The organism is Samsonia erythrinae (assembly GCF_004342665.1).
In the GTDB taxonomy this organism is placed as follows: Bacteria; Pseudomonadota; Gammaproteobacteria; order Enterobacterales; family Enterobacteriaceae; genus Samsonia; species Samsonia erythrinae.
The window spans coordinates 200,679-222,395 of record NZ_SMBY01000005.1 but is presented as its reverse complement, the minus strand read 5'-3'; the positions used below and the strand labels follow the sequence as shown (position 1 = coordinate 222,395).

The window sequence follows — 21,717 nt, the reverse complement described above, 5'->3', positions numbered from 1 at the left end:
ATTGCCCGGCTGAAACGTGAAATGTTACGAATAGCCCTGCGAAACAAGAGGTTGAAGCGAGTTTTATTATCACTAACATGAGTGGAAACCAGCATGAAACTGGTAGCACACGTAATGAGGTATGCCTTATGCAAGCGGAAAATGTAGGAACGTTTTCACTGGAAGAAAATGTTTGGCAGGGACTGACGATGACGGACAGCGCCGCAAAGCAGATCAAGACCCTGATGAAGCAGGATGAGGCCGTCAAAGGTCTGCGCCTTGCGGTGAAACAGTCAGGCTGTGCCGGGTTTGGCTATGTATTGGATCTGGTGCAGACGTTCGAAGCAGATGACCTGGTATTTGAGCATGACGGCGCGAAACTGTTCGTCCCGCTCAAAGCGATGCCTTTCATTGACGGCACAGAGCTTGATTTTGTGCGTGAAGGGCTGAATCAGATATTCAAGTTTAATAATCCCAAAGCGCAGCATGCTTGTGGATGTGGCGAAAGCTTTGGCATTTAAGTGATGAAAAATTATGGCACGTAGCATTATGGCACGTAGCACGGTAGATGTACCTGATGATGTCCAGATCTGGATGGGCGATGGGCGTTATAAAGAAGGGTTCTTCACGCAGTTGGAGACGGACGAATTGGCACACGGCATCAACGAAGATGTCGTGCGGGCGATCTCGGCAAAACGTAATGAGCCAGAGTGGATGCTGGAATTTCGTCTTAACGCCTACAAAGCGTGGCTGGAGATGGAAGAGCCGCACTGGCTGAAAGCTCATTACGAGAAGCTCGATTATCAGGATTATAGTTATTATTCCGCCCCTTCCTGCGGCCACTGTGACGACAGCTGTGGTTCTGAACCGGGGGCCAAACAGCAATCCGGCATTACGGATGTGAATAATTACCTGACCAGCGAAGTGGAAGATGCCTTTAATCAACTGGGCGTGCCGGTGCGTGAAGGGCAGGCCGTTGCCGTTGACGCCATTTTCGACTCGGTTTCCGTTGCAACCACCTATCGGGATGAGCTGGCTGAAAAGGGCATTATTTTCTGCTCCTTCAGTGAGGCGATTCAGGAACATCCTGAACTGGTTCGGCAGTACCTCGGCACCGTGGTGCCCGCCAACGACAACTTCTTTGCCGCGCTGAACTCGGCGGTGGCCTCTGACGGCACCTTTGTCTATATCCCCAAAGGTGTGCGTTGTCCGATGGAGCTGTCGACCTATTTCCGCATCAATGCGGCGAAAACCGGACAGTTCGAGCGCACGATCCTGATCGCCGATGATGACAGCTACGTTAGTTACATTGAAGGGTGTTCTGCGCCAGTGCGTGACTCCTATCAACTGCATGCCGCCGTGGTGGAAGTGATCATCAACAAAAACGCTGAAGTGAAATACTCCACGGTACAGAACTGGTTTTCCGGTAAAGATGACGCGGAAGGGGGGATTCTGAATTTTGTCACCAAGCGCGCGCTCTGTGCCGGCGAACATGCAAAAATGTCGTGGACGCAGTCGGAAACGGGCTCAGCGATTACCTGGAAATACCCAAGCGTGATTCTGCGCGGTGATCATTCCGTGGGGGAATTCTTCTCTGTCGCGCTGACCAATGGTCGCCAACAGGCCGATACCGGCACCAAGATGATTCACATCGGTAAAAATACCCGCTCGACCATCATCTCCAAAGGGATTTCCGCGGGACGTAGTGAGAACACCTATCGTGGTCTGGTGAAGATCATGCCGAGCGCCACCAACGCGCGTAACTTTACCCAGTGCGACTCCATGCTGATCGGCAGTGAGTGCGGCGCACACACATTCCCTTATGTGGAGGTGCGCAACAATACCGCGCAGTTGGAGCATGAAGCGACAACCTCGAAAATCGGAGAGGATCAGCTGTTTTACTGCCTGCAACGGGGTATCAGCGAGGATGATGCGATCTCAATGATTGTTAACGGATTCTGTAAGGATGTTTTCTCTGAACTGCCGCTGGAGTTTGCGGTGGAAGCACAAAAGTTGCTGGCGATTAGCCTGGAACACAGCGTGGGATAATTCGTCGGTCGCCGGGATTTTCACACCCATAATGAGAATCATCGGTCCCGGAATTCATTAAGCGCTCGTCGTATCGGGCGTTGGAAGGAATAAGCATGTTAAGCATCGAAAATTTAAAAGTCAGCGTAGAAGACAAAGCGATCATTCAGGGACTGAATCTCACGATCAAACCGGGCGAAGTGCATGCCATCATGGGGCCGAACGGCTCAGGGAAAAGTACGCTCTCCGCGACGCTGGCCGGGCGTGAAGAGTACGAAGTGACGGATGGCTCCGTCAGCTTTAAAGGCAAAAATCTGTTGGAGCTGGACCCGGAAGCGCGAGCGGGCGAAGGCGTTTTTATGGCGTTTCAGTACCCGGTCGAGATCCCCGGCGTCAGCAACCAGTTTTTCCTGCAAACGGCGGTGAACGCGGTGCGTAAATACCGCGAGCAGGAGCCGCTGGATCGTTTCGACTTCGCCGACTTTATTGAAGAGAAAATCAAGCTGTTGAATATGCCGGAAGATTTGTTGACTCGTTCGGTCAACGTCGGTTTTTCCGGTGGTGAAAAGAAGCGTAACGACATTCTCCAAATGGCGGCGCTGGAGCCGGATTTATGTATTCTGGATGAAACGGACTCCGGGCTGGATATCGACGCATTAAAAATCGTCTCCAACGGGGTGAATTCGCTGCGCGACGGTAAGCGTGCGTTTATCATCGTCACGCACTACCAGCGTATTCTTGACTACATCAAACCGGATTACGTTCACGTCCTGTATCAGGGGCGCATTGTGAAATCCGGTGATTTCTCGCTGGTGAAACAGTTGGAGGAGCAAGGCTATGGCTGGCTTACCGACCAACAATAAGGTCACGAATAACGAAACAAACGCAGCGGGAAAAACCACTATCGCGCAGCGACAAGAGCAGGCGCTGCAACAGTGGCATAGCCTGTTCGAACGCGAGGCGTCACGTCGTTCCGACGAGGCCCGCCAGCACTGGCAGGAAGTGGTGCGTCTGGGTCTGCCGCATCGTAAGCACGAGCACTGGAAATATACGCCGCTGGACGGCCTGCTGAATAACGAATTTATTGCGGCGCAGGCGCCGTCTGTCGATCGCGCCGTGCTGGATGCGCTGTCTTTGCCGGTTGACAGCTGGCGTCTGGTATTTATTGACGGCATTTTCAATGCGGAACTCAGCGATAGCGACTGGGGGCCTTATCAGATCGATACACGGGTATCGCATGCGCATGGCGCGTTGCCTGCTGCTGTTCAGCCTGAGGTGTTTTTGCATCTGACCGAAAGTCTGGCGGCGGAACGTACCCTGATTCGTCTGGCTGCCGGGCAGACGGCGGAAAAGCCGCTTTACCTGTTGCATATCAGTAGTAGTCAGGCGTCGGCATTGAATACGATTCATCACCGCCATCATCTGACGGTTGAACGTGGCGCAAGTGCGGAAATTATCGAGCATTACGTCAGCCTGGATGAACACGCGCACTTTACCGGCGCGCGACTGACGGTGAGTGCGGCAGAAAATAGTCAGGTTAACCACTATAAACTGGCGTTTGAAACGGCGGCGAGCTATCACTTCGCGCACAACGATCTGGTACTGGCGCGCGATGCCAGAGTGCGTAGCCACAGCTTCCTGCTGGGGGCGGGGCTGACGCGCCACCATACCAGCGCGCAACTGAACGGCGAAGGCACGAATCTGTCCATAAACAGCCTGATCCTGCCCGTTGGCAGCGAAGTGTGCGATACGCGGACCTATCTGGAGCATAATCAGGGCTATGGCGAAAGCCGTCAGTTGCATAAAACCATCGTCAACGATCGCGCCAGAGCGGTATTTAACGGCATGATCAAAGTGGCGCCGCATGCGCTGAAAACCGATGGACAGATGACCAATAATAACCTGCTGTTGGGCAGACTGGCGGAAGTCGATACCAAGCCGCAGTTGGAAATCTATGCGGATGACGTGAAATGCAGTCACGGCGCGACCATTGGCCGTATGGACGAAGAACAGCTTTTCTATCTGCGCTCCCGAGGTATTACGCAACAGGATGCGCAGCAGATGATTATCTTCGCTTTCGCGGCGGAGGTGACCGAGGCGATTGAAAATGCGTCTCTGCGGGATGTGGTTCTGAAGCGTATCGCGCAGCGTTTGCCCAGCGCGCTGTCGGACAACAGCAAGGCGGTGCAATGAATTTTCCAATTGAACGGGTTCGTGACGATTTCCCGCTGCTGGCAAGCGAGATTAACGGTCAGCCGTTAGCCTATCTTGATAGCGCCGCCAGTGCGCAAAAGCCACAGTCGGTGATTGAGCGTGAAGCCGCGTTCTATCGTCATGAGTATGCCGCTGTCCATCGCGGCATTCATACGCTGAGCGCGCAGGCAACCAGCGCGATGGAAGCCGTGCGTGAGCAGGTCGCGGCTTTTATCAACGCGGCGTCAGCCGAAGAGATTGTGTTCGTGCGCGGGACGACGGAGGCCATTAATCTGGTCGCGAATAGCTATGGCCGCGCCTTCATCCAGCCGGGTGATAACCTCATCATCACGGAGATGGAGCACCATGCGAACATCGTCCCCTGGCAGATGCTGGCGGAAGCGCGTGGCATTGAGGTGCGCGTCTTGCCACTGGCCGACGATGGCACGCTGGATGTCGCACAACTTCCCAGCCTGCTGGATGAACGTACTCGCCTGCTGGCGGTGACGCAGATATCTAACGTACTGGGCACCTTGAACCCGGTAAAAGCCCTCATCGCGCAGGCAAAAGCGGCAGGGGCCGCGGTGCTGGTCGACGGCGCGCAGTCGATTATGCATCAGCCTGTCGATGTGCAGGATCTGGACTGCGATTTCTTTGTTTTCTCAGGACATAAGATCTACGGCCCATCGGGTATTGGCGTGCTGTATGGCAAACGAGACCTTCTTCAGGCTATGCCGCCGTGGGAAGGCGGCGGGGCGATGATTCGTCAGGTGAGTCTACGCACAGGCACGACCTATGCGGATTCACCGTGGCGCTTTGAAGCCGGTTCGCCCAATACCGGGGGCATAATGGGACTCGGCGCCGCGCTGGATTATGTGTCAGCGTTGGGACGTGAAGACATTCAACGCTATGAATCCTCGCTGATGCAGTACGCGCTGGACGCGTTAACGCAGGTGCCGGATCTGACGCTGTATGGCCCCGCTGAGCGTCATGGCGTTATTGCGTTTAATCTTGGGCAGCACCACGCCTATGATGTTGGCAGTTTCCTCGATCGGTACGGTATTGCCATTCGCACCGGCCACCATTGCGCGATGCCGCTAATGGAACACTACGGTGTTTCAAGTATGTGCCGCGCCTCGCTGGCCGTTTATACTACACGCGAAGAAATTGACCGGCTGGTTGCCGGATTGCAACGTATCTATCGATTACTGGGCAGTTAAGCGCGGCGCGAAATTGTCCGGGGAGGAAAGCATGGCGAGTCTGCCAGAACCGCAGAAACTGGCGCGTAATTTTGCGCGCTGTAATGACTGGGAAGAGAAGTATCTTTATATCATTGAGTTAGGGGAGCGCCTCGCCCCACTGCCCGAAGAGTGGCGCAAGCCGGAAAACCTGATTTCAGGCTGTCAGAGTCAGGTCTGGATTGTTACCCAGCGTGGTGAGCACGGCGTGGTTGCGCTGTATGGCGACAGCGATGCCGCCATTGTAAAGGGGCTGATCGCGGTGGTATTCAGCCTGTATCAGGGATTGACGGCGCAGGAGATGGTTGAACTGGATGTGCGCCCGTTCTTTGACACACTGGCTCTGAGTCAACACCTGACGCCATCCCGCACTCAAGGGTTAGAAGCGATGCTGCGCGCGATTCGCGCCCAGGCAGCCGCACTGATTTAATGTCTGATTTACGCTGTCTTGATAAAGCGCTGTGGCGGTAAGACGTCCGGCGCTTTTCACTTACTTCTCTTCGCGTTTTTTATTCCGATAGGAATTGGCGTCGATCGCATGATTAACTCGCTGATATTTCAGAATTCATCTGTATATTTATTTTCCGTTAAATTTTATGCTGATTCAGCTTTGTAAAGAACTGAATATCAATGCTTTGATTTTTAAATGAAATATTCTTTTGTTACCACAATGCTAATATAGACCCACATTCGGTGGAGAAGTGTTTTTGCCGCATTGACATTCACTGCAAGGTATAACCGGATACGGTTTTGTGGGTAACTAGTCGGATGTTGTTGATCAATAAGTCTGTTAGCTGTGATGTAGGGAACCTAATATGAAACGCGCGTTAACGTTACTTGGTATGGCTTTCGCGGCCTATCTGGCTGGCAGTTCTGCCGCCAGAGCCAAGGAATACCCTTTACCGCCACCGAATAGCCGTCTTATCGGTGAAAATATTACTTATACGGTCCCCAATGACGGTCGTCCGCTGGAAGCGATCGCCGCGGATTTCAAGATTGGCCTGCTGGGCATGTTGGAAGCGAACCCGGGTACGGATCCTTATCTGCCCAAGGCGGGTTCTACGCTGACGATCCCGACGCAAATGCTGCTACCGGATGCGCCGCGTGAGGGGATCGTTGTCAATCTCGCGGAACTACGCCTTTACTACTACCCGAAAGGGAAAAATACCGTCATTGTCTACCCGATCGGGATCGGTCAACTGGGGCGCACGTCGCCGCTGATGACGACCACGATCAGTGAGAAACGTGAAAACCCGACCTGGACGCCAACGGCGAACATCCGTAAGCGCTATTTGGAAGAGCAGGGCATTACGTTGCCGGCGGTTGTTCCGGCTGGCCCGGACAACCCGATGGGCCTGCACGCGCTGCGTCTGGCTGCGCACGGGGGCGTTTATTTGCTGCATGGAACGAATGCGAACTTCGGTATCGGTATGCGGGTCAGTTCCGGCTGTATTCGTTTGCGCCCGGACGACATCAAGGCGCTGTTTGATAACGTGCCGGTCGGTACGCGAGTGCAGATTGTTAACGACGCGATTAAAACCTCGGTTGAACCGGATGGTAAACGTTACATTGAGGTGCATCAGCCTTTGTCGAAGAGCGACAAGGACGATCCGCAAACCATGGCGATTCCGTTGACGGCGAAGACGCAGAAATTTGTCAAAAGCGCGGAGACGGACAGCAAAGCGGTCGCTGACGCGATTGCACGTCGCTCTGGTATGCCGATTCTGGTTAACGTAGGGCAGGATATCAATACCTACCAGCCTCCTGTTGATGCATCCCCTGAAACGCATCAGGCCGCGCCTATCACGTCAATCGATACCACTGCGCGTTAATCAGGAAATTCCCTCGCCAGATGCGTTTCTGCGCATCTGTGTTCGGGGGAGAGAACGGCCAGAGTGTCATGAAACATCACCCGAAAGGGTGAAATAAAGACAAAAAAAATGGCGCACAATGTGCGCCATTCTCACTACTTAACCAGTTCGATTACTTTTTGTAAGTGCGAACTTGGTTGTCCAGACGCTGGTTAGCACGAGCTGCGTCATCTTTAGCAGCCTGCACGTCAGAGCGGATTGCGTTCACATCGTTGCTCAGTTGATCAACTTTCGCGTTCAGAGTCTGAACGTCAGAAGACAGTTGATCGATCTTAGCATTGCTGGAGCAACCAGCCAGCAGAGTTGAACCCAGGATTACCGCGCCCAGTACCAGTTTAGTACGATTCATTATTAATACCCTCTAGATTGAGTTAATCTCCATGTAGCATTACAAGTATTACACAAACTTTTTTCTAATGAGAATAAATTTTTGATGAGAACATGCTTAATTTTGATCGTTCGCTCAAAGAAGCAGCGAGTTTTTCTCATTAATGAAAAAAGCAGGGAAAACAGGGCTATTTTTATCGGATAACTCCGAGGCTTATGACGAATAAATCGCTACGTTACACAAAATCATTAATTAGGTTATTTCGTCGTGTAACGTCGTCGCAGAATATAAAAAAAGCGCCATCAAGGCGCTTTTTACCAACAGGGTTGTTGGGATCAGAGACGGTGTACGGATGCCGTATTGGTTGTACCGCTGGGCACTAAGGCGCCAGACACCATCACCACCACATCGCCAGCCTGCGCAAAACCGCTGTTTAGCGCGGCCTCTTTACCAATACGGTAGAAATCATCGGTAGAGGCGATTTCCTTCACCAGCAGCGTGTCGATGCCTTTGCTCAGCAGAAGCTGACGGGCAGTGACCTCGTTAGTGGTTAGCGCCAGAATACGAGCGTGTGGGAAGTATTTACGCACAGATTTGGCAGACTTGCCGCCACTGGTGGCCACCACAATCAGCGGTGCATCCAGTTTTTCTGCTGTTTCAACCGCGCCGCGGCAGACGGCTTCCGTGATGCGCAGTTTTCCCGATGTCTTGATCGTTTCCAGACGGCTTTTCATCACCGAGTCGGTACGCTGACAGATGGTCGCCATGATGGTGACGGATTCCAGCGGGTATTTACCTTTCGCGCTCTCGCCGGACAGCATCACGGCATCGGTGCCGTCGATAATGGCGTTGGCGACGTCGCCTGCTTCAGCGCGAGTCGGACGCGGGTTTTTGATCATTGAATCCAGCATTTGCGTAGCGGTGATTACCACTTTGCGTGCCAGATTGCATTTTTCGATCATCATCTTCTGCGCGAAAATCACTTCTTCAACCGGAATTTCAACGCCCAGATCGCCACGGGCGACCATGATGCCGTCGGATGCGTCCAGAATTTCGTCAAAGTTGTTCAGGCCTTCCTGATTTTCGATCTTGGAAATGATCTGAATGTTTTCGCCGCCGTGCGCTTTCAGATGGGCGCGGATCTCTTCAACGTCGGAACGTTTACGAATAAAGGAAGCGGCAACGAAGTCTACGCCTTGTTCGCAACCAAAGATCAGGTCACGTTTGTCTTTTTCAGCCAGCGCCGGCAGTTGGATGGATACGCCGGGCAGGTTGACGCCTTTATTTTCACCCAGATCGCCATTGTTCAGTACCTTACAGACGACCTCGTTACCGTTGATAGCGGTAACCTGCATGCCGATCAAACCGTCGTCAACCAGGACGGTATTGCCGACGTTGAGATCGTTTGCGAAGCCGTCATAGGTCACCGCAACGCGTTCCTTGTTGCCGACGATGCTCTGATCGGTCGTGAATGTGAACGTTTGACCTGCGGTTAATGCCACATCCGCGCCGTTTTCAAGCTTCATGGTGCGGATTTCCGGGCCTTTGGTATCAAGCAGGATAGCCGCTTGTTTACCGGTTTTTTCCATGACAGCGCGCAGGTTCTTGATGCGCTGCCCGTGTTCTGCGTAGTCCCCGTGAGAGAAGTTCAGGCGCATAACGTTCATGCCAGCAGACAACAGGTTGCCAAGCATTTCTTCTGACTCTGTTTTTGGCCCGATGGTGCAAACAATTTTGGTCTTTTTCATACGATAGTTTCTACAAGTTGTGATGGATAATAAAAACGGATGAACCGGTGAGAATTTGAGACAAACCGCCGGAAAGAATGCATGAGGAAACAGTGTGAAAGAGGTAAGTATAGATGGTTGCAGCAAGTGGATGACGAGGTGCGTAGCCAATCGTCGCACATGATAAGCGGGATTAGCATTGGCGATGCCGTTGAGGATGATGTTATTGATAGTGGCACGTTGTTTAGCTGAAACCATTCAATTAAAACGACGTTTCGTATTATAGGTATTAAGCGGCGAGAAACAAAGTGATAAAAGGCATGAAATTGAATATTTTGCCGCGTTTACGCAAAAAAACGAACGATTTGATATTTTTATCACACTTTTATGCGTAACGGCTCGCACACGCCACTGGGTAACACCGGTATTACGACGAACCGCGGATCAATGGCTTAGCTAACGGTGAACGGTAAATAGAGAATAAGGAATGTTAACGGCATGTTTTTCTATCGATCGGTATCACGTTTTTGTGACATGCTTATTGTGAAGATAACAGTAAATGATAGCTTACCTGCTATTACGGATTGTTACTGCGTAAGCAGGCAAAACCAGATACTCGTTTAACCGCGGGTGTCTGGTTTTTTATTTCCAGGGTTTGAAAATGAAGATTGCCAAAATACTCAACAATAATGTCGTCACCGTAATCGACGAAAACGATAATGAGTCGGTTGTTATGGGGCGCGGACTGGGCTTCAAAAAGCACTCAGGCGATCTGCTGGACGAAACGCTGATTGAGCGCGTATTCGTCATGAAACCGGGAGAGCTGACATTACGTCTGCAGGAGCTGCTGTCGGAAATTCCGATGGATGTCATCACCACGGCCGACAAGATCATTCTGTTGGCAAAAGCGCGTTTACCCGGGAAGTTGCAAAATAGCATCTATATCTCCCTGACGGATCACTGCCATTTTGCGATAGAGCGCCACAAGCAGGGCGTTGATATCCGCAATGTCCTGTTATGGGAAATAAAGCGTCTGTATCCCAAAGAGTTTGCTGTCGGTCTGGAAGCGCTGGATATGATTGAGCAGCGTCTGGCGGTACGGCTACCGGAAGATGAGGCCGGGTTTATCGCTTTGCATCTGGTTAACGCACAGCTTGACAGTGAAATGCCGGAAGTGCTGCAGATCACCAAAATCATGCAGGAAATACTGAATATTGTGAAATATCAGCTGAGTCTGGATTATAACGAACAGGCTTTGAGCTATCACCGCTTTGTGACGCATTTGAAGTTTTTTGCTCAGCGGCTGATAGGAAAAAATACGGTCTTTAGCGCTGATGAGTCGCTGCATGATGTGGTGAAAGAGAAATATCCGCTGTCTTATCGCTGCGCGGAAAAAATCCAGACGCATATTGCTCAGCAGTATCATTACTCGTTAACGAAAGAAGAGTTAATGTTTTTAACCATTCATATTGAACGGGTCCGTACTGAAGGTCAGGAAAATACAGAACCTGGCGATGGAGAAGATTAGCTCGCGTCGTTTTTATTATTGACGCACAGTCGTGCGGGTGAATAAATCAGCAGGATTGTTACTGTCGGGCGACATTGGCCGGACAGGCAAAACCTAAATCGTTTTCTCAATGTTTATTGGGAATATGCGATTTAGGTTTTTTTTGTCTCAAATATGGCGCTGGCAAGAGTAATTTATTGATATTAAAGTCTCTTTGGCATTAAGGATCGGCAATGGAATACAAAACATTAGCAAGCGAGATACTCGATGGTGTCGGTGGACGCGGCAACATCCTTAGCGTGATACATTGTGCAACCCGACTGCGTTTTAAATTAAAAGATAACCAAAAAGCCGATACCGCCTCGCTGAAGCGTCATCCCGGAGTAATTATGGTGGTTGAGAGCGGCGGACAGTTTCAGGTGGTTATCGGTAATCATGTCAGTGACGTCTACCTCTGTTTATTGGATGTCGCCGGATTGGCCGATTGCGCTGATGCCACGAATCAAGACGGAGATGATGAAAAGAAAGGAAATATTCTTTCCCGCTTCATTGATATTATTTCCGGCATATTTACGCCGTTGCTCGGCATTATGGCGGCATCGGGTATTTTAAAAGGTTTTCTGGCGCTGGCGTTGACCTGTGGCTGGCTGGTTGATACCAGCGGGACTTATAAAGTGTTATTTGCCGCAAGCGATGCGTTATTCTTTTTCTTTCCTGTGGTATTAGGGTATACCGCTGGGAAAAAATTTGGCGGTAATCCTTTCGTGACGATGGCGATTGGCGCGACGCTGGTTCATCCGTCAATGATTGCTGAATTTAATGCGATGCAGAATGCGGATTATCAAACGCTGCATTTTCTCGGGATCCCCATCACCTTTATCAATTATGCCTCATCCGTCATCCCCATTATTTTCTCAGCCTGGCTCTCCTCACGTTTGGAAAAGCCGTTAAATGCGCTATTGCATATTAATATCCGTAATTTCTTTACGCCTCTGCTTTGCCTTTGTATCACGGTTCCCGTCACATTTCTGTTAATTGGCCCTGCGGCAACCTGGCTTGGGAGTCTGCTGGCGAATGGTTATCAACTGATTTATGGCCTCAACGCCAGTATTGCGGGGGCGCTGATCGGCGCTTTGTGGCAGGTGTTTGTGATATTCGGCCTGCATTGGGGACTGGTGCCCTTGATGATCAATAACCTCAGCGTACTGGGCCATGACACCTTGCTTCCGTTACTGGTCCCCGCGGTATTAGGGCAGGCCGGCGCCGTATTAGGCGTCCTGTTGCGCACCCGCGATATGAAATTGAAAGGGGTTTCTGGTTCAGCTTTATCGGCGGCGATTTTTGGGATTACGGAACCGGCGGTGTATGGCGTCACGCTGCCATTGAAGCGTCCCTTTATCTTCGGCTGTCTCGGTGGCGCGCTGGGCGCTTCAATTTTGGGCTATTACCAAACGACCATTTATTCATTCGGTTTCGCCAGTATCTTTACGTTTACGCAGGTGATCCCGCCGTCAGGCGTCGACAACACGGTCTGGGCCGCGGTTATCGGTACGCTGATCGCCTTTATTTTCGCCACGGCCGCCAGTTGGGCTTTCGGCATCCCGCAACAAGACAATGCGGCGGAAGAACCCCCTTCCGGCACGTCGCCACAGACTCCGCGGCGCTCAAGTGAGGCGATGAGTCAGTTGGCGATAAGTAGCCCGATTGACGGCACGGTATTACCGCTCGATCGGGTGAACGATCAGACGTTCGCCAGCGGGTTAATGGGAAAAGGCATTGCGATTAAACCGCAGGTCGGGCGTGTCGTCTCGCCGGTGAATGGCACCGTTGCCTCACTGTTTAAAACTCTCCACGCGATTGGTCTGGAATCGGAAGAGGGGGCTGAGATTCTCATTCATATCGGTATCGATACGGTGAAGTTGGATGGCCAGTATTTCACCGCGCACATCAAGACCGGGGATGTCGTCAGGCAGGGCGATCTTCTGGTGGAGTTTGATTATCAGGCGATCGAGCAGGCCGGCTACGACACGACAACGCCCATCATCATTACCAATAGCGAAAACTACGTTGACGTTCTGCCAGCTACCGCTGACACCGTACAGGAACAAGGCGCATTGCTAACGCTAATCCGCTGAGATTGACATTGATGACCCAATTGGGAGGAGAAAAGATGAGTTATTCGTTTCCGAAAGCATTCTTGTGGGGAGGCGCAATTGCAGCGAATCAGGTTGAGGGCGCGTATTTAACGGACGGCAAAGGGCTATCGACATCAGATTTGCAGCCGCAGGGCATTTTTGGCGACGTGGTCGAGCGTACCCCCGGCGACAGCGGCATTAAGGATGTTGCGATCGATTTTTATCATCGGTATCCCGAAGATATCGCCCTCTTTGCTGAAATGGGATTCAAATGCCTGAGAATATCCATTGCCTGGACGCGTATTTTCCCGCAGGGGGATGACCTTCAGCCAAATGAGGCGGGGTTGGCTTTTTACGATCGCCTGTTCGATGAAATGGCGAAATACGGCATTCAGCCGCTGGTGACCTTATCTCACTATGAGATGCCGTATGGTCTGGTGAAGAATTATGGCGGCTGGGGAAGCCGTGAAACGATAGCGTTTTTTGAGCGCTACGCCCGCACGGTGTTCCAGCGCTATAAAGACAAGGTGAAATACTGGCTGACATTTAACGAGATCAACTGCGCGCTGCACGCGCCGTTCACGGGCGTCGGCTTACCATCTGACAGCGACAAACCGGCTATTTATCAGGCGATTCATCATCAGTTGGTTGCCAGCGCTAAAGCGGTAAAAGCGTGCCATGAAATTATTCCGGACGCAAAAATCGGCAATATGCTGCTGGGCGCGATGAGGTATCCGTTGACCTGCAAACCGAGCGACGTACTGGAAACCCTGCAACAGAACCGTGACTGGCTGTTCTTTGGCGATGTGCAAGTGAGGGGAAGCTACCCGGCATACATGACGCGTTTCTTTGCTCAGCACGGCATTACGTTAACGGTGACGGAAGACGATCGCCAGTCGCTAAAAGAAACGGTTGATTTCATTTCGTTCAGTTATTACATGATCGGCTGTGTGACGACGGACGAAGCGGTGAAGCAGAATGCCCAGGGTAACATTTTGAGCATGGTGCCCAACCCACATCTGGAAAGCTCTGAATGGGGCTGGCAGATCGATCCCGAAGGGCTGCGCTATTTGCTGAATTTCCTGTATGACCGTTACCAAAAACCGCTGTTTATTGTGGAAAACGGCTTAGGGGCCAAAGATAAGCTTGAGAGCGATGGCAGTATTCACGATGACTACCGTATCAAATACCTGAACGATCACCTTTATCAGGTAGGCGAAGCGCTGAAAGACGGCGTTGATGTGATGGGTTACACCTGCTGGGGGCCTATCGATCTGGTCAGTGCGTCAAAAGCCGAAATGTCAAAACGCTACGGCTTTATTTATGTCGATCGTGATGACGAGGGGAATGGCACGTTGGCTCGTCGACGTAAGAAAAGTTTTTATTGGTACAAGGAGGTTATTGCTAGTCGGGGAGGCATCTTAAAGGAAACTGGCGTGTAGATAAGTTTATCTCCTAAAGATTGTCAATACGGAAAATGATAAGGAGGGATGAAGAGCGAAAGCGAATCCGGGCGAAATATTATCTCCGGCAATAATCATATTGCCGTGATATTGATTGTTCTTTTCTGCCCTTAGCTCATGACTGGAAAATAACATAACGCGCATATTGCAAATGAATGAATCCGTTCGGGGACATTCCCCCAACGAAAATAAAGATAAAAGCGTCGTGCTGATGCCGTCAGCATGACGGAACGCTTTCGTCTCTAATTTATTCTGTATTCTACTCGGGGTGACGATAATGTATAAAAAACCGTCGTTAAAATTAATTGTACTGCTTATATCCTCTGCCATTGTATCTAATAGTGCCGTCGCGGCGAAATTAACCATCGAAGAGCGGTTGGCATTATTGGAAAAAGAACTCGCAACAAATCAGCAAGAATTAAAAGTCACGCAAAAAGAACTTCAGGAATATAAAAAGATGGCTGAAAACCGGCAGACCGTTGTCGCCGGGCAAGGGGGGAAATTGACGGGCAAGGAACGCGTCACCGTACCGGTAAGCACGGTATCAGAGAATGGCGCACAGACCGCCGCATCGGTCGATGTGCCATCCGTCGCGCCGCGCCAGCGTGAATTAACGCTGAATGACATTAGTCAGTACGTAAAAGATGACATTGGTTTCACCTATCGGGGTTACTTCCGCTCGGGTTGGGCAACGGGCACACGCGGTGCGCCGGAGTCCTACGCCATTGGTGCTCTGGGTCGTTTCGGTAATGAAAACGGCGCCTGGTATGATCTGGAGTTACATCAGAAAGTATTCGATCGCGACGGGAAGCAGGCGAAAGCGGTCGTGATGCTGGACGGTAATGTCGGGCAGCGTTACACCACCAGCTGGTTCGACAAAGATTCGGAAGATCTGTTGCAATTCTCTGATATCTATCTGACGACGAAGGGATTCCTGCCTTTCGCGCCGGAGGCCGATTTTTGGGTAGGTAAACACCGGTTGCCAAACTACGAAATCCAGATGCTGGATTGGAAAAGCCAGCGCACGACGTCCGGCGCGGGAGCGGGGGTCGGCATAGAAAACTGGCAATTGGGCCCCGGTAAAATGAATGTGGCGTTGATCCGGCAGGATCTGAAAGCCCACGAAGTGAACTATGAGTCATTGTGCAAAAATCAATCCGACGTGAGCGCCAGAAGGGCGTGTGCGACGCAGGATGTGAACTCCAACAGCGTGGAAATCCGCTATAAGGATATGCCGCTGTGGGATAAAGGCTCGCTGGAGGTGTTCGGCAAATATGCCATGGCGAACCGCAATGATACCAACCGTAAGCGTGAAAACGATGGCGCCTACTACAGTGTGAAAGACTCCTGGATTGCGGGAACCATTCTGCGGCATAACTTTGCTGACGGCGGATTCAATGAATTTACCGCGATGGCGGCGGATAATTCCCATGCCAGCGGCTTCGCGCTGATTGATAATGCCAATGCGACGTATGGTTTTGGTGACGATTATTACGGTAATCATTCCTATGGCAAGGCATATCGACTGATCTCTCAAGGCGAAAACTATTTGCGTTCCGATGTGATTATGTCTCATGCGCTGGTTTATTCCTGGGGTGACGATATCTACAGCTACAACACGGGGGCAAATACCGATTTTGAAGGTATTCGCGCCGTGATTCGTCCGGCCTACATTTGGGATGAATATAATCAGACCGGCGTGGAGTTGGGCTGGTTCGAGCAAACCAACAAGGTCGGGGGCGTGAAATATCGGGAATCCGGATATAAGAGCACGTTGTTCCATACGTTTAAAGTCGGTACGAGTTTGCTTAATTCGCGCCCTGAGATCCGTTTCTATGCGACTTACCTGAAATCCAAAGATAATGAAATTACGGATTTTCGTTTTGCGGATGAAAAGAGCGATCAATTTACTGTAGGCGTGCAAACAGAAGTCTGGTGGTAACTATCCTTTGTTAATAACCGGCGGGTAACCGCCGGTCAGACTGCGGAGAAACGAAACTCAATGCGCAATTTGCCCTCTTTAGTCAGCCTGCTGGCTGTCGCGCTGTTCAATGTGGCGACAGAAGCCTCTGCATTACCCGCCGATTTCCCTGTGATGCCAGCGACAACCGTTCCCGTGAGTGAATATGTCACTGCGGTTAATGCGGACAACAGCATCACTTTCCGCCTGTTTGCGCCGACGGCGAAACAGGTCAGCATTTTTACGGGGTCGACGCCTGAAAGCATCGTATCCCATGCGATGGCGAAAGATGCGTCAGGCGTGTGGTCGTTCAGGACACCGGTACTGGCACCGAATTTGTACGAATACTTCTTCAGCGTGGATGGTTTTCGGAGCATCGATACGGGCACCGCATTGACCAAACCGCAGCGTCAGGTGAATACCAGCCTGATTCTGGTGCCGGGGAGCATTCTGGATGTACGTCAGGTGCCGCACGGTGAATTGAGATCGCTGACCTATCACTCGAAAGAATTGCAATCGGAGCGTCAGATGTTTGTCTGGACGCCGCCGGGTTATAGCGAATCGTCCAAACCGCTGCCCGTGCTTTATTTCTATCATGGCTTTGGTGATACCGGGGCATCGGCCGTGGCGCAGGGCCGGATACCGCAGATGATGGATAACCTGCTGGCTGAGAAAAAAATTGTGCCGATGCTGGTCGTGATCCCTGATACGGAAACGGACGTTCCGGGCATCATCCCGGAAGAATATCCACCGCAGGAGCGCCGCAAGGTATTCTACCCGCGCAATGCGTTAGCCGCGGACAGGGAGCTGATTCATGACATTCTTCCCGAGATCGGTAAACGCTTTAACGTACGTCAGGATGCGGACGGCAGGGCGCTGGCAGGACTGTCTCAGGGCGGGTATCAGGCGCTGGTTTCCGGCCTGAGCCACCTGGATCATTTCGGTTGGCTGGCGACGTTCAGCGGCGTGACCACCGAAACGGTGCCAAACAGCGCCGTTGCCGCGCAGCTTGAGCGGCCAGAGCAGATTAACCAGCAGTTGAAGAACTTTACGCTAGCGATTGGCGAAACCGACAATATCACCGGTAAGGATATTGCGGGGTTGAAAACGGTACTGGAACAGAAAAATATCCGCTTTGACTACCTTTATTATCCACATCTCGGTCACGAAATGGATGTGTGGCGGCCAGCCTACGCTGAATTTGTTCAAAAGCTGTTTAAATAGCGACGACAGTGCGGCAGGGGGCGCATCGTCAACCCGCCTCCGCTTAACATAGATAAGCATCGCTTGCATTGGCGCGGCTTATTGCTACCTCAAGAACCTACTCGCGCTATACGGGATACGGCATCAAATGGCGCTGGCGTCCCTCCCGTATCGGCGTTCCCTACGCCAGACCCGCCTATATTAATGCGATGATCATCATATAATTTTCGATACGATTCATTACTTTTCTTTACCTTTGATCAAAAACAATATTTTAAATGCATCATTTTGATATTGATATCGTGAGTAATGTCACGACAGTTATTGTGGTTTCTGTCAAATAGATAACTAAAATGACCGCCGGCAGGCGGCTTAATTTGGACACAAACGCATGGTCAGGATAAGCACGTCAATCTCCTATCTGTGGGGCATGGTAGCCAGTTTTTTTCTCATAGTGCCAGCCTATTCTTCTGAGGCTCCGGCGTCCCCGCCTCCCGCCCCGATAGAAGCAAGAAACGCCGTATTTACCGATCAACACCCCGATCAGTTCAATTCGTGGAAAGCCACCAGTGAACAGTCTGAGCGTCACGATGCGCTGGCAGAAGATCCCAATATGGTGATTCTTTGGGCGGGCTATCCCTTTTCCAGAGACTATAACAAGCCGCGCGGCCACGCCTATGCGTTGACTGACGTGCGTGAAACGCTGCGTACCGGCGCGCCGAAAACGGCGGAAGACGGCCCGCTGCCGATGGCGTGTTGGAGCTGTAAAAGCCCGGACGTGGCGCGACTGATCCAGCAGGAGGGGGAAGGCGGCTACTTCAAAGGCAAATGGGCGCGGGGAGGGCCGGAGATTGTCAACGATCTCGGCTGTGCGGACTGCCATGATACCGCGTCGCCCGATTTTGCGCAGGGCAAACCTGCGCTGACGCTGTCGCGTCCTTACGCGGAGCGCGCCATGGCATCGATTGATAAACCGTTCGATCAGGCCAGCCGCTTCGGCCAGCAGTCAATGGTCTGTGGGCAATGTCATGTTGAATATTATTTTTCCGGTAAAGACAAAGCCGTGAAATTCCCGTGGGACAACGGGTTGAAAGTCGAAGACATGGAAAAATACTATGACGAGATCTCCTTCTCCGACTGGACAAACTCCCTTTCCCGCACGCCGATGCTGAAAGCGCAGCACCCAGAATATGAAACCTGGAGCCTGGGTATCCACGGTAAAAACAATGTGACCTGTATCGACTGTCATATGCCGAAGGTTAAAAACGCCGAGGGCAAATTCTATACCGATCACAAGATCGGCAATCCCTTCGACAACTACGGAGAAACCTGTACGAATTGCCATACGCAGGACAAAGCGACGATGCAGGCCGTGGTCGCCGAGCGCAAGGCAGCGGTTAAGGAATTAAAACTGAAGGCGGAAGACCAACTGGTTCATGCGCATTTTGAGGCTAAAGCTGCCTGGGATGCCGGCGCAACCGAAGCGGAAATGCAACCGATTCTGATGGATATCCGTCATGCCCAGTGGCGCTGGGATTTGGCGGTCGCCTCTCACGGTATTCACATGCATGCGCCGGATGAAGGTTTGCGGATGCTCGGCACTTCGCTGAATAAGTCCAGTGATGCGAGAACCAAACTGGTTCGGCTGCTGGCGCAGAAAGGGATAACCGGCGAAGTCAAACTGCCGGATATTTCGACAAAAGAGAAAGCGCAAAAGGCGATTGGGCTCAACATGCAGCAAATCAAAGCAGAGAAACAGGATTTCCTGAATACGGTGGTGCCGCAGTGGGATGAGCAGGCGCGCAAAGCGGGACGATTGAACCAATAACCCCTCAATCGCCCGTGGATGCGGGCGATCACAAAGTGGAGTGGATATGAGCGTATTACGTTCGTTATTGACTGCCGGGGTGCTGGTATCAGGCATGCTTTGGGCATTGCCGGGAGTCACGCAGCCTGCACCTCAGGCAGAAAAAGGAGAGCGGTGGACCGTCATGCCGCAACGCAACCCCGATGAGGCCTGTTTACAGTGCCATAAACCGGAAGAAGACGGCATGCAGGGTAAACATGCTTCCGCGATTAACCCGCACAACCAGCAGCAGTTAACCTGTACCAACTGTCATGGCAAACCGTCGCTTCTGCATCGTGAAGGCGTTAAAGACGTTATGCGCTTTAACTTCCCGATGTATACGGTGGCAGAGCAAAACAGCGTCTGTATGTCATGCCATGCGCCGGAGCAGTTGCAGAAAGCGTTCTGGCCGCACGATGTTCATGTGGCGAAAGTGGCGTGTGCCAGTTGCCATCAGTTGCATCCCTCGCAGGATACAATGCAGACGCTAGACGACAAGAGCCGTATCAAGCTGTGTGTGGATTGCCATAGCGACCAGCGCAATAACCCCGATTTCAACCCCGCCTCAGTTCATCTGGGTAATAAGAGGCAGCCATGAGTTGTTCTCGTCGCCAGTTTATTGCCCGTATGGGGGGGCTGATCGCCATGACCAGTACGGCGGGGCAGGCTGTGGCGAAAACGTTGAATATCAACGGCGTCCGTTACGGCATGATTCATGATGAATCGCGATGTATTGGCTGTACGGCGTGTATGGACGCCTGTCGGGAAGTCAATCAGGTGCCTGAAGGCGTATCGCGTTTGAAGATCGTTCGCAGTGAACCGATCGGGACGTTCCCGGACGTGAAATATCATTTCTTCCGTGACTCGTGTCAACATTGTGAGAATTCGCCCTGTGTCGATGTGTGTCCCACCGGCGCATCATTCCGCGATGCGGCTACGGGGATTGTGGATGTGAATCCCGATCTGTGCGTCGGGTGCCAATACTGTATTGCCGCTTGTCCGTATCAGGTGCGTTTTATTCATCCGAAGACCAAAACGGCGGATAAGTGCGATTTTTGTCGTAAGACCAACCTGAAACAGGGGAAATTACCCGCCTGCGTGCTGTCCTGCCCGACGGATGCGCTGACGTTCGGTAATCTCGACGATCCCGACAGTGAAATTACCCGCCTGCTGCGCCAAAAGCCGACGTATCGCTACAAGATCGCGCTCGGTACCCGACCGAAGGTCTATCGCGTGCCGTTTAACTACGGGGAGGTTCATCAATGACGCCGGTATCTTCGAGCGCGTTTCATTTCACATCGCTAGTCTGGGACTGGCCGATCGCGATTTATCTGTTTTTAGTGGGGATTTCTGCGGGGCTGGTGACGCTATCGGTCTTACTGCGGCGCTACCACCCTGAGCAGGCAACATCGGACAGTACGCTGATGCGCACCACGCTGATCCTTGCGCCGTGCGCCATCGTTTTCGGGCTGTTAATTCTGGTGTTTCACCTGACGCGTCCCTGGACATTCTGGAAGCTGATGTTCCATTACAGCTTTACTTCCGTGATGTCGGTTGGGGTTATGTTGTTTCAGGTGTACATGGCGGTATTGGTGGTTTGGCTGGCGAATATCTTTAGCGCGCAGGTCGTCGTGCTTCAACGGCGTTGGCTACCGACGTGGCGTTTTGTCGAAAAGGTCCTCGGCTGGCTGACACCGATGCAGAAATCGCTGGATATCGTGATGCTGTTATTGGCGGTGATGTTAGGGGCTTACACCGGGTTTCTGCTTTCCGCGCTTAAGACCTATCCGCTGCTGAATAATCCGATCTTACCCGCGTTGTTCCTCTTTTCTGGTGTCTCTTCCGGTGCGGCGGTGGCGCTGATCGCCATGAGCTGTCGCTACCGCCGTAATCCGCATAGTGCGGAAGCGCACTTTGTACACCGTATCGAAACGCCGGTCGTGTGGTTGGAAATCTTCCTGCTGTTCGCGTTCTTTATCGGTCTTGCTTTAGGCGACGATGGGAAACAGCGGGCGCTGGTGGCCGCGCTGGCCGGTGGATTCTGGGCCGTGTGGTTCTGGCTGGGCGTCGTGGGCGTCGGGTTGGTGATGCCCTTGTTGCTGAAGTCGTGGGCCAATCGGCGTCATTCCCCCTATGGGGTGCTGGCCGTCAGCGGTATGAGTCTGCTCGGGGTACTGCTACTGCGCTTCTTTATCCTCTATGCGGGGCAGTTAACCGTTGTTTAATCCCCGGCAAGAGG

General features: G+C 52.0%; 18 protein-coding genes. 16 read left to right on the top strand and 2 right to left on the bottom strand.

Going from position 1 to position 21,717, the window contains the following annotated elements; all coding sequences use genetic code 11:
- Positions 1-128: 128 nt before the first annotated feature.
- The 7 genes from sufA to EDC54_RS10680 all read left to right on the top strand — a co-directional run bounded on the left by sufA (position 129) and on the right by EDC54_RS10680 (position 7,270).
- Entirely contained in the window at positions 129-500 is a 372-nt protein-coding gene (sufA, locus tag EDC54_RS10710) for a Fe-S cluster assembly scaffold SufA (RefSeq protein WP_132455991.1), read from the top strand.
- A gap of 28 nt (positions 501-528) precedes the next feature.
- The gene (gene sufB, locus EDC54_RS10705) at positions 529-2,028 is read left to right on the top strand and encodes a Fe-S cluster assembly protein SufB (protein ID WP_132456021.1); all 1,500 of its coding nucleotides are present in this window, start codon (positions 529-531) and stop codon (positions 2,026-2,028) included.
- A gap of 95 nt (positions 2,029-2,123) precedes the next feature.
- Positions 2,124-2,870 (top strand): Fe-S cluster assembly ATPase SufC, encoded by a 747-nt coding sequence (gene sufC, locus EDC54_RS10700; protein WP_132455989.1) that lies wholly within the window; start codon positions 2,124-2,126, stop codon positions 2,868-2,870.
- Positions 2,845-4,200, top strand: a complete 1,356-nt coding sequence (gene sufD / locus EDC54_RS10695; protein ID WP_132455987.1) for a Fe-S cluster assembly protein SufD — start codon at positions 2,845-2,847, stop codon at positions 4,198-4,200. Before sufC ends, sufD begins: the two co-directional genes overlap by 26 nt.
- Entirely contained in the window at positions 4,197-5,420 is a 1,224-nt protein-coding gene (gene sufS / locus EDC54_RS10690; RefSeq protein WP_132455985.1) for a cysteine desulfurase SufS, read from the top strand. Before sufD ends, sufS begins: the two co-directional genes overlap by 4 nt.
- A gap of 31 nt (positions 5,421-5,451) precedes the next feature.
- A complete protein-coding gene (sufE, locus tag EDC54_RS10685) occupies positions 5,452-5,868 on the top strand; it encodes a cysteine desulfuration protein SufE (protein ID WP_132455983.1) in 417 nt (138 codons plus the stop codon).
- Between the two features lie 385 nt (positions 5,869-6,253).
- Positions 6,254-7,270, top strand: coding sequence for a L,D-transpeptidase family protein (locus EDC54_RS10680; RefSeq protein ID WP_132455981.1), 1,017 nt, complete (start codon positions 6,254-6,256; stop codon positions 7,268-7,270).
- 151 nt (positions 7,271-7,421) lie between these two features.
- On the opposite strand, the gene EDC54_RS10675 is transcribed toward EDC54_RS10680, so the two are convergent.
- Complete coding sequence (locus tag EDC54_RS10675) at positions 7,422-7,658, bottom strand: major outer membrane lipoprotein (protein ID WP_005970385.1); 237 nt, start codon at positions 7,656-7,658, stop codon at positions 7,422-7,424.
- 314 nt (positions 7,659-7,972) lie between these two features.
- Positions 7,973-9,385: a pyruvate kinase PykF gene (gene pykF, locus EDC54_RS10670; protein ID WP_132455979.1), complete on the bottom strand. Its 1,413-nt coding sequence runs from the start codon at positions 9,383-9,385 to the stop codon at positions 7,973-7,975.
- 640 nt (positions 9,386-10,025) lie between these two features.
- Between pykF and licT the strand changes: the two genes are divergently transcribed.
- From licT to nrfD, 9 genes are all read left to right on the top strand, one after another.
- Positions 10,026-10,892 (top strand): BglG family transcription antiterminator LicT, encoded by an 867-nt coding sequence (gene licT, locus EDC54_RS10660; RefSeq protein WP_132455977.1) that lies wholly within the window; start codon positions 10,026-10,028, stop codon positions 10,890-10,892.
- A gap of 212 nt (positions 10,893-11,104) precedes the next feature.
- Entirely contained in the window at positions 11,105-13,006 is a 1,902-nt protein-coding gene (gene bglF / locus EDC54_RS10655) for a PTS beta-glucoside transporter subunit IIABC (protein WP_132455975.1), read from the top strand.
- Positions 13,007-13,041: 35 nt separating this feature from the next.
- The gene (locus EDC54_RS10650) at positions 13,042-14,448 is read left to right on the top strand and encodes a glycoside hydrolase family 1 protein (RefSeq protein ID WP_132455973.1); all 1,407 of its coding nucleotides are present in this window, start codon (positions 13,042-13,044) and stop codon (positions 14,446-14,448) included.
- A 298-nt stretch (positions 14,449-14,746) separates the two neighbouring features.
- Positions 14,747-16,411 (top strand): carbohydrate porin, encoded by a 1,665-nt coding sequence (locus tag EDC54_RS10645; RefSeq protein ID WP_132455971.1) that lies wholly within the window; start codon positions 14,747-14,749, stop codon positions 16,409-16,411.
- A gap of 60 nt (positions 16,412-16,471) precedes the next feature.
- A complete protein-coding gene (locus tag EDC54_RS10640) occupies positions 16,472-17,653 on the top strand; it encodes an alpha/beta hydrolase-fold protein (protein ID WP_132455969.1) in 1,182 nt (393 codons plus the stop codon).
- 370 nt (positions 17,654-18,023) lie between these two features.
- Positions 18,024-19,460, top strand: coding sequence for an ammonia-forming nitrite reductase cytochrome c552 subunit (gene nrfA / locus EDC54_RS10635; protein ID WP_132455967.1), 1,437 nt, complete (start codon positions 18,024-18,026; stop codon positions 19,458-19,460).
- A 46-nt stretch (positions 19,461-19,506) separates the two neighbouring features.
- Positions 19,507-20,076 (top strand): cytochrome c nitrite reductase pentaheme subunit, encoded by a 570-nt coding sequence (nrfB, locus tag EDC54_RS10630; RefSeq protein ID WP_132455965.1) that lies wholly within the window; start codon positions 19,507-19,509, stop codon positions 20,074-20,076.
- Entirely contained in the window at positions 20,073-20,744 is a 672-nt protein-coding gene (nrfC, locus tag EDC54_RS10625; RefSeq protein WP_132455963.1) for a cytochrome c nitrite reductase Fe-S protein, read from the top strand. Before nrfB ends, nrfC begins: the two co-directional genes overlap by 4 nt.
- Positions 20,741-21,703, top strand: coding sequence for a cytochrome c nitrite reductase subunit NrfD (nrfD, locus tag EDC54_RS10620; RefSeq protein WP_132455961.1), 963 nt, complete (start codon positions 20,741-20,743; stop codon positions 21,701-21,703). The genes nrfC and nrfD overlap by 4 nt, the downstream gene beginning before the upstream one ends.
- Positions 21,704-21,717 lie beyond the last annotated feature (14 nt).